Here is a 13627-nt window from a genome sequence, read left to right as displayed (position 1 = left end):
GATGGTCGACGATGACCCTCCCCTGTGCGCGCACACTCATGAGCTCATGCTAGCGGGCGGGTCATCATTCATATCGGCGTGAAGCATGGAATCCGCAGCAACTCTCGGCGATATCGACGGATTCCCTTGCTGTCGACCTGCCACACTGCCAGAATCGAGCAATGAGCACCCAGCCCCGTGCGACGCCGCCGAAGCCCATGCATCTCGACGACGTCTCCAAGGCAATCATCGAGCAGCTGCAGACCGACGGACGACGCTCCTACGCCGAGATCGGCAAGGCCGTCGGCCTCAGCGAGGCCGCCGTGCGCCAGCGGGTGCAGAAGCTCACCGATTCCGGTGTCATGCAGGTCGTGGCCGTGACGGATCCGATGCAACTCGGGTTCTACCGACAGGCGATGGTGGGCGTCCGCGCCTCCGGAGACACCCGTGACCTGGCCGACAGACTGGCCGCGCTCCCCGAGGTCGACTACGTCGTTCTCACCGCGGGGAGCTTCGACATCCTGGTCGAAGTCGTGTGCGAGAACGACGAGGAGCTGATAGCACTTCTGAACTCGAGGATCCGCAGTCTCGAAGGGGTGCTCAGCACCGAGACCTTCGTCTATCTCAAACTCCACAAGCAGCTCTACAACTGGGGAACACGATGACACTCAACACCACAACGACAGCACCGGCCTCCTACGACGAGGCCGACCTTCAGCAGAAGGCCAAGGATCACCTCTGGATGCACTTCTCGAGGCAGTCCACCCTCGAGGAATCCGGCGTGCCGATCATCACGCGAGGCGAGGGCCACCACATCTGGGACTCGAAGGGCAAGCAGTACATCGACGGGCTCTCCGGCCTCTTCGTCGTCAACGCCGGCCACGGACGCCGGCGGCTCGCCGAGGTCGCCGCCAAGCAGGCCGAGGAACTGGCCTTCTTCCCGATCTGGTCGTACGCGCATCCTTCCGCCATCGAACTCGCAGACAGGCTCGCCGACTACGCGCCCGGCGATCTCAACCGGGTCTTCTTCTCCACCGGCGGCGGCGAGGCCGTCGAGACGGCGTTCAAGCTGGCGAAGTACTACTGGAAGCTGCAGGGCAAGCCCACCAAGCACAAGGTGATCTCCCGCGCGGTCGCCTACCACGGCACCCCGCAGGGTGCACTGGCCATCACGGGCATCCCGGCCATGAAGGCGATGTTCGAGCCGCTCACTCCCGGTGGATTCCGCGTGCCGAACACCAACTCCTACAGGGCGGAGGAGGCCGGCTTCATCGCCGTCGACTCCGGCGTCGACCCGCAGGAGCAGTTCGGGGTCTGGGCGGCGAACCGCATCGAGGAGATGATCCAGTTCGAGGGTCCAGACACCGTCGCTGCGGTCTTCCTCGAGCCTGTGCAGAACTCGGGCGGATGCTTCCCACCTCCTCCCGGATACTTCCAGCGGGTGCGCGAGATCTGCGACAAGTACGAGGTGCTGCTGGTCAGCGACGAGGTGATCTGCGCGTTCGGTCGGATCGGCCACATGTTCGCCTGCGACGAGTACGGCTACGTGCCCGACATGATCACCTGCGCCAAGGGCATGACGAGCGGGTACTCCCCGATCGGCGCGACCATCATCAGCGACCGCATCTACGAGCCCTTCCGTCACGGTGACACCGCCTTCTACCACGGCTACACCTTCGGCGGGCACCCCGTCTCGGCCGCCGTGGCGCTGGCGAACCTCGACATCTTCGAGGAGGAGGGGCTGAACGAGAGGGTGCGCGAGAACTCGCCGTTGTTCCGCGCCGAACTCGAGACGCTCCTCGACCTGCCGATCGTCGGCGATGTGCGCGGCGACGGCTACTTCTTCGGCATCGAGCTCGTCAAGGACAAGGCGACCAAGGAGACCTTCGACGACGACGAGTCCGAGCGGTTGCTGCGCGGCTTCCTCTCCAAGGCGCTGTTCGACGCCGGCCTGTACTGCCGGGCCGACGACCGCGGCGACCCTGTGGTGCAGCTCGCTCCCCCGCTCACCACGGGACCCGCGGAGTTCGCCGAGATCACCGGCATCCTGCGCGGCGTCCTCAGTGAGGCCTGGACCCGGCTCTGAGCCCGATGCCGACAGACCACAGGCAGCTGAGCTTCTGGTTCGATTCCCTCGCGGAGTCCGGGACTGACACCTTGGTGGCACGTCCCGGGCTCCGCCGGGATGCCCGCTACGACGTCTGCGTCGTCGGCGGTGGGCTCACCGGGCTGTGGACGGCCTACTACCTCGCGAAGAGCGACCCGTCGCTGCGCATCGCGGTGCTCGAGAAGCACATCGCCGGCTTCGGCGCCTCCGGTCGGAACGGCGGCTGGTGCTCAGCCCTGTTCCCTCGATCCGCCGCATCGCTCGAGCGAGCCCACGGGCGGGATGCCGCCGTCGCCATGCGCCGGGCGATGGTCGACACCGTCGACGAGGTCGGTCGTGTCGCCGCAGCAGAGGGCATCGACTGCGACTATGTGAAAGGCGGCACCGTCGCCTTGGCTCGCGACGCCGTGCAGGACTCGGCCGCGCGTGCCGAGGTCGCCGAGGCCCGCAGATTCGGAGTCGACGACCTCGTCCACTGGGACGCAGCGGCCGTGCGTGCCCGTTTCGGTGCCACCGCTGTCGCGCAGCCGTCGGGGTCACGGGGGCCGGGTGCGTTCGGTGCGTCCTTCGACCCGTCCTGCGCCCGCGTGCAGCCGGCCAAGCTCGTGCGCGGCCTCGCCGCGGTGGTCGAGCAGTTGGGCGTCGACATCTTCGAGAACACCGAGGTCGACGACTGGGCGGCTCACAGGGTGAGATTCACGTCGTCGGATGCCGCAGGCGAACAGTTCGAGGGGACCGTCATCGCTCCGACCGTGGTCATCGCCGTTGAGGGCTACGGCGCCGGGCTTCCCCGCGTCGGACGCCGCGTGCTCCCCCTCTATTCGCTCATGATCGCGACGGAGCCGCTTCCGGATGCCGTCTGGGACGAGATCGGCATCGAACACGGGCAGACCTTCACCGACTACCGCCATCTGCTCGTGTACGGCCAGCGAACCGCCGACAACCGTTTCGCCTTCGGCGGGCGCGGCGCCCGCTACCACTGGGGAAGCCGCATCAGCCCCGACTACGACAGGGTCGACAGGGTGTTCACCCATCTGTACGACACCCTGGTCGACCTGTTCCCTCAGGCTGCCGACGCCCGGGTGACCCACCGCTGGGGCGGCCCGCTGGGCGTTCCGAGGGATTGGCACGCCACCGCGGCCTTCAACCCCCGCACGGGCGTCGCGTTCGCCGGCGGCTATGTCGGCGACGGCCTGTCCACCACGAATCTGGCCGGCCGCACTCTGAGCGACCTCATCCGGGAGGAATCGACCGACCTCACCGCCCTGCCGTGGGTCAACCATCGCTCCCCCCTGTGGGAGCCGGAGCCTCTGCGCTTCGTGGGCGCCAACCTGGGACTCCTGGGCATGGAGGTCGCCGACATCGAGCAGCGCACGACCAGACGCCCGTCACTGGCGGCCAGGCTCATCGCCCCGCTGACCGGCCACTGAGGACATCCGATCGGCCGGCCACGACGGGTCTGCGCTCTGTCGTCGGCCTACAGAGTGCTGGTGAACGCGCTGGTATACGAGTCCTGGATCACGCCGACGACGATCGCGATCACGTAGCCGAAGACGACGACGAACGTGACGACGGTCACCGCGATCGCCACCCACATCGGCGCGGTTCCTCGACCGAGGGCACGCTTGACGAGCACCGATCGCCCGATCACGTAGACCAGCGAGGACAGGAACGCCCACGCCCAGTGGAACGGACGCCGGTGTCCGTCGGCGACGAGCGAGCGATGATCGAGGTAGGCGAAGACCACGGAGACGCCGTAGAACAGCCAGCCGAGCAGCGACATCAGCAGGTACGCCGGTGACGTCATCATCATGGTGGCCGAGCCCGAGCTCTCCCCATCGTGCCCACCCGCATGGCGTCCTCGAGGTACGCGCGGAAGTCGATCGTGAAGATCGTCAGCGACGACAGGAGGGGCAGGATCACCAGCGCCCAGATCCAGATCGTGTAGAGGGGGGCACCCTCCCGCGGTGCCGTCGCCCCCGGCACGACGTCCGCGCGGTGCGTCTGCGCGGTCCACTGCGTACCGTCCCACCAGCGCAGCACGAGGCCCGACGGGTCGTAGGGATCGGCGAACCAGCCTGCGTCGATGGACGACTGGGGGTGCGAAGTCATGGGGCCTCCTGATAAGACTCCGCACAGCCTAGGGTTCCGCGGTCGGACTGCCGGTCAGGTGACCCTGCTCCGCGTGGCGTAGCGCAGAGTCGACTCGTCCACGATCGGAACCTCGAAGGCCCACTCGGGGAGGCGCCCACCGTCGATCATTGCGCCGACGAGCGACGCGAGGCCGTAGTCCCGATCGATCTCGAGGGCTGCGGCCACGAAGACGGAAGCCCGGGAACTCTGTCCGAGAGCCCAGCTCAGCCAGGCGAGCATGGTGAGCGGTGCCACTCGCGCCGACCGCGGAGCGCTCGCTGCGAGCACGCGCAGCAGGGCGATCGCCGCATCGACGCGCTCGGGGTCGGGCCTCGGTCCGTCCCCCCAGAGCAACAGGCCCGTCGCCGTCTCCTCCGCTGCGGCATCGAGGGCGCTGCGCACCTGATCGTCGAGCGCCTGAAGCCCGGCCACGCGGCCGAAGGCCCACTGGATGATCGCGACGTCGCGGAACACGGGGCGCTCGAGCACCCACAGCACGGCTGCGATGATCTCGGGCGACAGCGAGTCCGGAGTGTGCGCGAGCAGGTACTCGAGGAACTCGGGGAGGGCGAGATCGGCGAGCTCATAGGCGCCGGCAGCCACCGGAGCAGCAGAGCCCGGGTCGTCACGCAGGCGGCGCAATCGCATCCCGACCCTCTCGGATCGGGCGAGGTCGACGGCCGGCAGCGTGATGTCGCCCCGCACGTCGGCGTGCACGTCCATCCCCTCGGCATCCGCGAGGCGGTTCACCGGAGACTCCGTGATGGCGGCGAGCGGATGCCCGCCCGCGGGCACGTCAGGGTCGAGGTACGAGGCCCAGCCGTCCGCCGCGACGCAGAGCGAGTCCCGCACATGGAATCCGCTGATCTCGGCCCTGTGCACCAGCACGTCCATGAACAGGGCCTGTGGAACGGCATCCGTCATACCGAAGCTCTCGTCCGTGTATGCGACGGGGACGAGGGCATCGACCTCGGGGATCTTGCACAGCATGCCGATCATCGAGGTGGCGAATCGCCTCAGCACCGCCAGCGGAGCAGGCTGGGGCAGGTCGAACCGGATGGCTCCGCAGGTGCGCTTGCCCCGGAACGCGACCAGCACGACGCTGTTGTGGGGCTGGTAGCCGGTGAGCCGTGGGAGGAGGGCGAGGAAGTCCTGGCCGGCGTCGGCCTTGATCACTGTTGGCATGCGCCCAGCATCGTCGGACGCGCGTGGGGGGAACTCGGCAGCCGGCGGGCTGTGGAGAGCGCTGCCGGCTCCCGGGAGTGGGAAGGAGCGCCGGCTAGGGAGCGACGGTACCCGGGGTCGCGGCGGTCCCTGCGCTCTCGACGGGATCGAGCACGCAGACCACGTTGCCACTGGAGAGCACCACGCGCAGATCCGGGAAGTAGATCGCCTTGGCGACGGCTCCGGCCGCCCTCGCCAGGACGCCGGCTGTCATCGCGTGCACTCCGTGGATCATCGAGCTGTGGAAGCCGCGACGGATCGGAGCATGGAAGGAGCGGATGCTGAATCCGACCTCACCAGCGTAGTACTCCATCTTGAGCGCGCCGATGGCGTTCACATGCGTCGGATCGCCGTTCTGGAACGGGTTGCCGAGCCAGCTGTCCGCGTTCGGATAGCGCAGGATCACCGTGCCGCCGGGACGCACCTTGCGGCGCAGGTCGGCGAGGAAGGAGATGGAGTGCTCCGGCGGAACGTGCTCGAACACGTCGAAGGCAGCCACGACGTCGAACGACGCGTCGGGGAGGGTGTCGAGCTCGTCGGAGGGGTGGGCGGTGAACCCGGCACTGCGAGCATGCTCCACCAGTTCGGGGAGCAGTTCGACGCCGGTGGCGTTCCAGCCGCGCGAACGGCAGTAGCCCAGGAACTCTCCGTTCCCGAAGCCGACCTCCAGCACGTCGCGGATCGGAGTGGCCGGCCTCAGCCGCCGCATCTCGCGGGAGAAGTAGTCGATGTCGGCTGGGCCGACGCGACCGAACGACCCTCCAGACCAGCCCTTCCACTCCGTGTATCCCTCGACCTGCTGCTGGTCGTTCCTTCTGGGCACGCATCCTCCGGCTGAATCTCGAACGCCGGCTGATCCGACGACACCATGCAACCACACGTCCGAGGTCCGGGAGCGCTGGGCACCCCGCACCGCACCGATCCGGGCCCGAGACGCCGCTCAGGCCTCGAGTGCCGTCGGGTCGAACAGCGCCGAGATCTGCGCGAGATCATCGGTCGTCGGCTGCCAGGACGTGGCGGCCTCTGCGTTCTGGATGATCTGCTCCGGCCGCGTGGCGCCGGCGATCACGCTCGTGAGGGCCGGCTGCGCCAGCATCCAGCCGAAGGTCGCCTCCAGCATCGTGATGCCGCGCTCGGTGCAGAACTCCTGGTATCGATCCATGGTCCCCCAGGGCGCGGAATCGGCGAGGTGCCTGCGGATGCGCATGATGCGGCTGTCCTCCGGACCGCCGGCGCGCGTGAACTTGCCCGTCAGCAGACCGTTGTAGAGCGGGAACCAGGGCAGGAAGCCGAGCCCGAAGTGCTCGACGGCCGGGATCACCTCGGTCTCGGCCGTCCTCTCGAGCAGGCTGTACTCGTTCTGGCTCGAGATGAAACGCGGATGCGAACCGAGCCGTGCCGTTAACTCCGCTTCCGCGATCTGCCAGCCGCTGAGGTTCGATGATCCGATGTAGCGGACCTTCCCGGCCGTCACGAGGTCGTCGAGTGCGGCGAGCGTCTCCTCGATGGGCGTGTTCCGGTCGGGCTGGTGCAGCTGGTACAGGTCGATCCAGTCGGTCTGCAGACGGCGCAGGCTCGCCTCGACGGCGAGCCGGATGTAGCGGCGGGAACCGCGGGCGTTCCAATCCGGGCCGTTCAGGCCGCCCATGTCCATGCCGAACTTCGTGGCGAGCACGATCTTCTCGCGCTTGCCTCCGCGGAGCGCATTCCCCATGAGGGTCTCGCTGAGCCCGCGTTCGGCGCCGTAGATGTCGGCGGTGTCGAAGAGCGTCACGCCTGCGTCGATGGCGGCGTCGATGACGGCGCTGGTTCCAGCCTGGTCCTCACTCGCCGTCCCGGTCCGCCCGAAGTTGTTGCAGCCGAGGCCGACGGTCGAGACGACGAGGCCGGATGGCCCGAGGGTGCGGTGTTCGATGGAGGCCATGCATCCAGCCTAGGCCGCGCCCATCGCCGGGTGTCCGGAGTCGACGTCGTGCGGCGTCAGGATGCGGCGAGCTGCGTGTACCCGCGGATGACCGCAGGCTCCACCATCTCGAGCGGCATCCGCGAGGCACCGGCAGCTCGCTCGGAGACGTACTCCACGGGCTCGTGGTGGGCGAAGCCGACGCTGATGGCGTCGGCCACCGTCTGCAGCCTGTGCGCCTGATCGTGCACGAAGGCCCGGTCGACGACGGCGCCGTGGCCGGGAACGACGAGGTCACCCTCCCCCATGCGCTCGGCCAGATCGGCGATAACAAGCGGCCAGCCCAGCGGGAACGACCCTGACCCGTACATCGGCGGCCCGGACTCCTCGACGACGTCCCCGACGATCCAGGTGGAGGCATCCGGAACGTGCACGACGACATCGGTGTCCGTGTGGCCGGGTCCCAGGGCGATGACGCGCACCGGGCGTCCGCCCAGATCGAGCAGGTGCTCGTCGGCGACGAGGACGTGCGGCGGTGTGAGCTCGACGCCGGTCCAGTCGTACTGGGGCGAAGCTGCGGGGTCCGCCGTCCACGCAGCCAGTCGCGGCGCCTCGAACTCGGCGAAGTGCGCGGGGATCCCCTGGTGCCCGATGATCGTCGCGGTGCCCGCGAACACCTGGTTCCCGAAACTGTGGTCGTAGTGCGCGTGGGTGTCGACGACCCAGCGGATAGCGCCGATGCCGAGCGCGGCGACGTCGGCCGCGATCTCGGCCGCCTCGCGTGGGTTGCAGCGGGTGTCGACCAGCAGCAGACCGTCGGTGCCGCGCACGACGGTGACGGAGATGTCGAGCGGCTCGTAGCGGGCGACGAGCAGGCCGTCGGCGATCTCGTTCCATGAGGGCATGGTCCGATCCTACGGACCCGATCCGACCATCGGCCGAGGGCCCCGCGGCCGATGACGACGGACCGTGCTCCTCCCCAGGCAGGACGTGCTCGATCGCCATCCCCACCGTGTCCGTTTCCCGCGAGAGGGGTCGCTGTGCCGCAGGTAGATTCGTCTCATGACCACAGACACCCTCTACATCGAGCGCGTCGAGAGCCCGATCGGCCGCATCGAGATCACGAGCGACGGCGAGCAGATCACCTCGCTCTCCATCGAACGCGACGGTCGGCTGCCGCACGACCACGAGGAGGCTGCGTCCACCGCCGTGCTCTCCGAGGCCGTCCGCCAGCTCGGCGAGTACTTCGCCGGGGAACGCACCAAGTTCGATCTTCCCGTGCGGCTGGCCGGAACGGAGTTCCAGCGGGCGGTGTGGGCGGAGCTCCAGCAGCTCGACTTCGGCCAGTTCACCTCCTACGGCGAGATCGGAGCCGCCATCGGGCGCCCGGGGTCGGGTCGTGCCATCGGCGGCGCGGTCGGGGCGAACCCCGTGCCCATCATCGTGGGCTGCCATCGGGTGCTCTCCAGCACCGGCCGCATCACGGGCTTCAGCGCCGGCGAGGGGATCCCGACCAAGGTGTGGCTGCTCGACCACGAGAGCATCGGCCACACCGAGGTCGCCGGGGCGCCGGCCCCGCTGCCCGGAACCGAGCCAACGCCCCTCGTCGATGCCGCCGAGTCGACGCCGGTGGCCTCGTGAGCTTCGGCGCCTCACCCGTTCCCGTCGTTCCGCCGACGGTCGTCGTCGGCGACGACGGCCTGGCGCGCTGCTCCTGGGGCGCCAACGACGCCGAGTACCGCCGCTACCACGATGAGGAATGGGGAGTGCCCCTCCACGACGAGCGACGCCTCTTCGAGAAGCTCTGCCTCGAGGGCTTCCAGGCCGGGCTCTCGTGGATCACCATCCTCCGCAAGCGCCCGGCGTTCCGGGCGGCGTTCTTCGACTTCGACGCCGAGAAGGTCGCCGCGATGGGCGAGCCCGATGTCGAACGTCTGCTGCAGGATGCCGGCATCATCCGCCACCGCGGCAAGATCGAGGCCACCATCGGCAATGCCCGTGCCACCCTCGAGCTCGGCGAGAGCCTCTCGGAACTGATGTGGGGATTCGCTCCGGATGCCGCCGGATGTCAGCGCCCGCGCTCATGGAGCGACGTGCCTGCCGTCACAGCGGAGTCCACGGCCCTGAGCAAGGAGTTGCGCAAGCGGGGCTACAGGTTCGTCGGACCGACGACGATGTACGCGCTGATGCAGTCGACGGGCATGGTCGACGATCACATCGCCGGATGCTTCCGGGCCGACGACTAGACCACGAGGGCGATCTCGCGGGGTCTTCCGTCGAGGCGATCGAGCGTCCAGCCGGCGCTCGCGGCCCACTCCCTCAGTTCATCCACGCTCGAGAAATCGATTCCCGCCTGGAGGACGGCCCGGGTGAACGCGCCCTTGGCGTGCTTGTTGAAGTGGTTGAGGGCCCGTCGCCGACCGTCATCCCCCTCGGTAAGCACCCGCAGGTACACGGACTCGGCGCGCTCGGGCGCCGGGCCGAGGGCGGCGTAGCCCTCGCTCCTCAGGTCGAGGATCAGACCGCTGACAGGCCTCAGCTGCCGCGCGATGGCATCGCCCCAGTGCTTCTTGAGCGAGAGCTCCGGCAGGCGCGAGTCATGCGACATCCTGTAGGCCGGAACGCCGTCGAGAGCGGCGACGGGGCCGAGGAGCGCGGAGTGCACCACGAGGTGCGCATGGGCGAAGGCCCGCTCCGACTCGGTCAGGCTCCGGGCGTCGAGCGCGTCGAAGACGACCCCCGTGTAGCGATCGATGACGGGCATCGTGGCCGAGGTCGTGATGGCACGGTTGCGGGCCACCTCCCCCAGCTGGGTGCGACCGAGTTTGAGGGCCGTGACGCTCGCCTCGGTGTCTCTGGCGAGTGAGCGCAGCGCGCGGATGAGGGAGCGCCGCTGCGGCGCGAGCCTGGGGAACGCGAGTGACGCGACGTCCAGACGCGCGCCGGCGCCTCCGTCGCGCTTGGTCTCCGACGGCGGAAGGAGGATCAGCACCCGAGTCAGCCGGTGATGAACGCCACGGCAGCGTCGACGTTCGAGCCGAGCGACTGCACGCTGTCGACGGTCACCCGCGGCATGGCGGCGCTGTGCCCGGTCCACGCCTCGTAGCCCTCGACACTCTGCTCGACGGCGCGCCAGGTGAGTTCTTCCACATGCGGGAGGTTGCGCACCCTCTTGGCGAGGCGTTCCCTGTGCAGTTCCTCGTCGGAGCACACGACCTCGATGACGCGCAGCACGGCCTCGGTGCGGGCAGCGAGGTCACGCCACTGCATCCGCGCCGGCTCGACCGCGTTGACGGCGTCGATGATCACGCTGCGCCCCGCGACGAGCACGGACTCGGCGATGGCCTCGGCGACCAGGTAGGCCGCCAGGCCGGTCGGCTGATCGGCGTCGATGCCCGCTGACAGGATGGCGGACTCGATCGGATCGACGGAGACGACGGTCGCGCCGATGCGCGCACCGATGATCTCGGCGATGGTCGACTTCCCGGAGCCCGGAAGGCCGGCCATGACGACCAGCTGGGCCACGCTGAGGTCGCCGAACTGGCGGTCTGACACAGTCACATCTCCGACGTTCTGCGGCCTAGACGAGCGCAGCGCGTCGGGCGACGACCTGCACGGCGTTGCCCTCGACCGAGAGGAACCCGTCGGACGCGTCGGCGACGAGCTTCTCGCCTCCGGCCAGCGTCAGGCGCACCTCGCCGTGGGCGAGGATCGCGAGCAGGGGCTCGTGGCCGGGCAGGATGCCGATCTCGCCCTCGACGGTCTTCGCGACCACCATGCTCGCCTCGCCGGACCAGACTTCCTGGTCCGCCGAGACGAGACTGACGTTGAGGACAGCCATGGTCAGCCGTTGTCCTTCTGGATCTGAGCCCACTTCTCTTCGACGTCGCTGATCGAACCGACGTTGAAGAACGCCTGCTCGGCCACGTGGTCGAACTCGCCCTTGGCGATGGCATCGAACGACTCGATGGTGTCCTTGAGCGGAACCGTCGAACCCTCGACACCGGTGAACTTCTTCGCCATGTAGGTGTTCTGCGAGAGGAACTGCTCGATGCGACGGGCGCGCGAGACCGTGATCTTGTCTTCCTCGGAGAGTTCGTCGACACCGAGGATGGCGATGATCTCCTGGAGCTCCTTGTTCTTCTGCAGGATCTGCTTGACCGTGGTGGCCACGCGGTAGTGGTCCTCGCCCAGGTAGCGGGGGTCGAGGATGCGCGAGGTCGAGGTCAGCGGGTCGACGGCCGGGTAGAGACCCTTCGACGCGATGGCGCGAGAGAGCTCGGTCGTGGCGTCGAGGTGCGCGAACGTGGTCGCCGGAGCCGGGTCGGTGTAGTCGTCGGCCGGCACGTAGATCGCCTGCAGGGAGGTGATCGAGTGTCCACGGGTCGAGGTGATGCGCTCCTGGAGCACACCCATCTCGTCGGCGAGGTTGGGCTGGTAGCCCACGGCGGACGGCATACGGCCGAGAAGCGTCGAGACCTCGGAACCTGCCTGCGTGAAGCGGAAGATGTTGTCGATGAAGAGCAGCACGTCCTGCTTCTGCACGTCGCGGAAGTACTCCGCCATCGTGAGCGCGGAGAGGGCGACGCGCAGACGCGTTCCCGGCGGCTCGTCCATCTGGCCGAAGACAAGGGCCGTCTTGTCGAAGACGCCAGCCTCCTCCATCTCGTGGATGAGGTCGTTGCCCTCACGGGTGCGCTCACCGACACCGGCGAACACGGACACACCACCGTGGTCCTGCGCGACGCGCTGGATCATCTCCTGGATGAGGACGGTCTTGCCGACGCCGGCTCCACCGAAGAGGCCGATCTTTCCACCCTGCACGTACGGGGTGAGGAGGTCGATGACCTTGATGCCGGTCTCGAACAGCTGCGTCTTGCTCTCGAGCTGGTCGAAGCGCGGGGGCTTGCGGTGGATGGGCCAGCGCTCGGTGATCTCGATGGTCTCGCCGGGCTCGCCGTTGAGCACCTCGCCGATGACGTTGAAGACCTTGCCCTTGGTGACGTCGCCGACGGGGACCGAGATGGCCGCTCCGGTGTCGGTGACCTCCTGGCCGCGCACGAGGCCGTCGGTGGGCTTCAGGGCGATGGCACGCACGACGTCGTCGCCGAGGTGCTGAGCGACCTCGAGCGTGAGCGTCGTGGTCTCGCCCTCGAGCGTGATGGTGGTCTGCAGAGCGTTGTAGACCGACGGGATCGAGTCGTGCGGGAACTCGATGTCGACCACAGGGCCGGTGACGCGGGCGATACGCCCGATGGCGCCGCCCGTGGCCTCTGCCTGGACTGGCGCGGTAGCGGTGTCAGTCATTGTTCTCTTCCTTCTGGGTACGTGTACGTAAGAGTCGTGTGGGATGCGTTACTTCGAGGAGAGCGCGTCGGCTCCACCCACGATTTCGGCGATCTGCTGGGTGATCTCGGACTGACGGGCCTCGTTGGCGAGACGCGTGTAGTCGCGGATGAGGGAATCGGCGTTGTCGCTCGCGGCCTTCATGGCCTTCTGCGTCGCAGCGTGCTTCGCGGCCGAGGACTGCAGCATGGCGTTGAAGATGCGGCTCTCGATGTACACCGGGAGCAGGGAGTCCAGCACTGTCGCAGCGTCGGGCTCGAACTCGTAGAGGGGCAGGACGACACCGTCGTCAGGCTCCTCGACACCCTCGACGACCTCGAGCGGGAGCAGCCGGACGATCTGCGGGACCTGGCTGATCATGCTCACGAAGCGGTTGTAGACGACGTGGATCTCGTCGACGCCACCATCCTCGGCATCGCGCAGGAACGCCTCGAGAAGCGCCTCGCCGATCTCCTGAGCCACCTCGACCTCGGGGCTGTCCGTCCCGCCGATCCACTGCTGCTCGAACGAGCGGCGTCGGAAGGCGAAGTAGCCGACGGCCTTGCGGCCGATCAGGAAGTACGAGACCTCCTTGCCCTGGCTGCGAAGCAGCTCGGAGAGCTGCTCGGCCTCGCGGAGCACCTGCGAGTTGAACGCGCCGGCGAGGCCGCGGTCGCTCGAGAAGATGACGACGGCTGCGCGCTCGATCTTCTCGGGCTCGGTCGTGAGCACGTGGTCCACGTTCGAGTGGGTCGCCACGGCGGAGACCGCGCGCGTGATCGCTCGCGAGTACGGCGTCGATGCTGCGACGCGCGCCTGTGCCTTCTGGATGCGTGATGCGCTGATCAGCTCCATCGCACGGGTGATCTTCTTGGTCGTCTGGGCAGACTTGATCTTCTGCCGGTAGACCCGAAGTTGCGCTCCCATGTCTCTCCTGGTTTCTAGGGTTCGTCAGT

The 13627-nt window shown here is 68.1% G+C and carries 16 protein-coding genes; 5 read left to right on the top strand and 11 right to left on the bottom strand.

Going from position 1 to position 13627, the window contains the following annotated elements:
- Positions 1-161: 161 nt before the first annotated feature.
- From ASC59_RS01245 to ASC59_RS01235, 3 genes are read left to right on the top strand one after another with little or no spacing between them, the layout of a single operon-like run.
- Positions 162-644 carry an Lrp/AsnC family transcriptional regulator gene (locus tag ASC59_RS01245; protein ID WP_055817633.1) on the top strand — a complete coding sequence of 161 codons (483 nt, stop codon included), beginning with the start codon at positions 162-164 and terminating at the stop codon, positions 642-644.
- Positions 641-2065 (top strand): aspartate aminotransferase family protein, encoded by a 1425-nt coding sequence (locus ASC59_RS01240; protein ID WP_055817631.1) that lies wholly within the window; start codon positions 641-643, stop codon positions 2063-2065. Before ASC59_RS01245 ends, ASC59_RS01240 begins: the two co-directional genes overlap by 4 nt.
- Positions 2066-2070: 5 nt before the next feature.
- Positions 2071-3516 (top strand): NAD(P)/FAD-dependent oxidoreductase, encoded by a 1446-nt coding sequence (locus ASC59_RS01235; RefSeq protein ID WP_055817629.1) that lies wholly within the window; start codon positions 2071-2073, stop codon positions 3514-3516.
- Positions 3517-3563: 47 nt separating this feature from the next.
- Here ASC59_RS01235 and ASC59_RS01230 read toward each other — a convergent pair whose 3' ends face one another.
- The 6 genes from ASC59_RS01230 to ASC59_RS01205 all read right to left on the bottom strand — a co-directional run bounded on the left by ASC59_RS01230 (position 3564) and on the right by ASC59_RS01205 (position 8251).
- Positions 3564-3899 carry a hypothetical protein gene (locus ASC59_RS01230; protein ID WP_157487893.1) on the bottom strand — a complete coding sequence of 112 codons (336 nt, stop codon included), beginning with the start codon at positions 3897-3899 and terminating at the stop codon, positions 3564-3566.
- Positions 3896-4198 carry a DUF2510 domain-containing protein gene (locus ASC59_RS01225; RefSeq protein WP_055817625.1) on the bottom strand — a complete coding sequence of 101 codons (303 nt, stop codon included), beginning with the start codon at positions 4196-4198 and terminating at the stop codon, positions 3896-3898. Before ASC59_RS01225 ends, ASC59_RS01230 begins: the two co-directional genes overlap by 4 nt.
- A gap of 54 nt (positions 4199-4252) precedes the next feature.
- Positions 4253-5404: a DUF4192 family protein gene (locus tag ASC59_RS01220; RefSeq protein WP_082513322.1), complete on the bottom strand. Its 1152-nt coding sequence runs from the start codon at positions 5402-5404 to the stop codon at positions 4253-4255.
- Positions 5405-5498: 94 nt separating this feature from the next.
- Positions 5499-6266: a class I SAM-dependent methyltransferase gene (locus tag ASC59_RS01215; protein ID WP_055817621.1), complete on the bottom strand. Its 768-nt coding sequence runs from the start codon at positions 6264-6266 to the stop codon at positions 5499-5501.
- 117 nt (positions 6267-6383) lie between these two features.
- Positions 6384-7367, bottom strand: coding sequence for an aldo/keto reductase (locus ASC59_RS01210; RefSeq protein WP_055817620.1), 984 nt, complete (start codon positions 7365-7367; stop codon positions 6384-6386).
- A gap of 56 nt (positions 7368-7423) precedes the next feature.
- Positions 7424-8251 carry an MBL fold metallo-hydrolase gene (locus tag ASC59_RS01205; RefSeq protein WP_055817618.1) on the bottom strand — a complete coding sequence of 276 codons (828 nt, stop codon included), beginning with the start codon at positions 8249-8251 and terminating at the stop codon, positions 7424-7426.
- Between the two features lie 157 nt (positions 8252-8408).
- On the opposite strand from ASC59_RS01205, the gene ASC59_RS01200 reads away from it, so the two are divergent.
- Both ASC59_RS01200 and ASC59_RS01195 read left to right on the top strand, forming a co-directional pair.
- Complete coding sequence (locus ASC59_RS01200) at positions 8409-8987, top strand: methylated-DNA--[protein]-cysteine S-methyltransferase (protein WP_082513321.1); 579 nt, start codon at positions 8409-8411, stop codon at positions 8985-8987.
- Positions 8984-9592 (top strand): DNA-3-methyladenine glycosylase I, encoded by a 609-nt coding sequence (locus ASC59_RS01195; protein ID WP_055817616.1) that lies wholly within the window; start codon positions 8984-8986, stop codon positions 9590-9592. Before ASC59_RS01200 ends, ASC59_RS01195 begins: the two co-directional genes overlap by 4 nt.
- Here ASC59_RS01195 and ASC59_RS01190 read toward each other — a convergent pair.
- The 5 genes from ASC59_RS01190 to ASC59_RS01170 are packed head-to-tail and all read right to left on the bottom strand — an operon-like array spanning position 9589 to position 13598.
- Positions 9589-10338: a YaaA family protein gene (locus ASC59_RS01190; RefSeq protein ID WP_055817614.1), complete on the bottom strand. Its 750-nt coding sequence runs from the start codon at positions 10336-10338 to the stop codon at positions 9589-9591. The two genes, ASC59_RS01195 and ASC59_RS01190, sit on opposite strands and share 4 nt — an antisense overlap.
- Positions 10339-10343: 5 nt before the next feature.
- Positions 10344-10907, bottom strand: coding sequence for an AAA family ATPase (locus ASC59_RS01185; protein WP_235492542.1), 564 nt, complete (start codon positions 10905-10907; stop codon positions 10344-10346).
- A gap of 19 nt (positions 10908-10926) precedes the next feature.
- A complete protein-coding gene (locus ASC59_RS01180) occupies positions 10927-11187 on the bottom strand; it encodes a F0F1 ATP synthase subunit epsilon (protein WP_055817612.1) in 261 nt (86 codons plus the stop codon).
- A gap of 2 nt (positions 11188-11189) precedes the next feature.
- The gene (atpD, locus tag ASC59_RS01175) at positions 11190-12653 is read right to left on the bottom strand and encodes a F0F1 ATP synthase subunit beta (protein WP_055817610.1); all 1464 of its coding nucleotides are present in this window, start codon (positions 12651-12653) and stop codon (positions 11190-11192) included.
- Between the two features lie 48 nt (positions 12654-12701).
- Positions 12702-13598: a F0F1 ATP synthase subunit gamma gene (locus tag ASC59_RS01170; RefSeq protein ID WP_055817608.1), complete on the bottom strand. Its 897-nt coding sequence runs from the start codon at positions 13596-13598 to the stop codon at positions 12702-12704.
- Positions 13599-13627 lie beyond the last annotated feature (29 nt).

Origin of the sequence: Leifsonia sp. Root1293 (assembly GCF_001425325.1) — a bacterium.
Classification (GTDB): Bacteria; Actinomycetota; Actinomycetes; order Actinomycetales; family Microbacteriaceae; genus Orlajensenia.
Note: the sequence above shows the minus strand (reverse complement) of the source record. Positions and strands in the feature narration are given on the sequence as shown.

Coding starts and splice junctions, on each gene's coding strand:
- ASC59_RS01230 (WP_157487893.1), bottom strand. CDS start 3,899: ATGATGATGACGTCACCGGCGTACCTGCTGATGTCGCTGCTCGGCTGG.
- ASC59_RS01180 (WP_055817612.1), bottom strand. CDS start 11,187: ATGGCTGTCCTCAACGTCAGTCTCGTCTCGGCGGACCAGGAAGTCTGG.
- ASC59_RS01225 (WP_055817625.1), bottom strand. CDS start 4,198: ATGACTTCGCACCCCCAGTCGTCCATCGACGCAGGCTGGTTCGCCGAT.
- ASC59_RS01210 (WP_055817620.1), bottom strand. CDS start 7,367: ATGGCCTCCATCGAACACCGCACCCTCGGGCCATCCGGCCTCGTCGTC.
- ASC59_RS01240 (WP_055817631.1), top strand. CDS start 641: ATGACACTCAACACCACAACGACAGCACCGGCCTCCTACGACGAGGCC.
- ASC59_RS01235 (WP_055817629.1), top strand. CDS start 2,071: ATGCCGACAGACCACAGGCAGCTGAGCTTCTGGTTCGATTCCCTCGCG.
- ASC59_RS01170 (WP_055817608.1), bottom strand. CDS start 13,598: ATGGGAGCGCAACTTCGGGTCTACCGGCAGAAGATCAAGTCTGCCCAG.
- atpD (WP_055817610.1), bottom strand. CDS start 12,653: ATGACTGACACCGCTACCGCGCCAGTCCAGGCAGAGGCCACGGGCGGC.
- ASC59_RS01200 (WP_082513321.1), top strand. CDS start 8,409: ATGACCACAGACACCCTCTACATCGAGCGCGTCGAGAGCCCGATCGGC.
- ASC59_RS01245 (WP_055817633.1), top strand. CDS start 162: ATGAGCACCCAGCCCCGTGCGACGCCGCCGAAGCCCATGCATCTCGAC.
- ASC59_RS01220 (WP_082513322.1), bottom strand. CDS start 5,404: ATGCCAACAGTGATCAAGGCCGACGCCGGCCAGGACTTCCTCGCCCTC.
- ASC59_RS01205 (WP_055817618.1), bottom strand. CDS start 8,251: ATGCCCTCATGGAACGAGATCGCCGACGGCCTGCTCGTCGCCCGCTAC.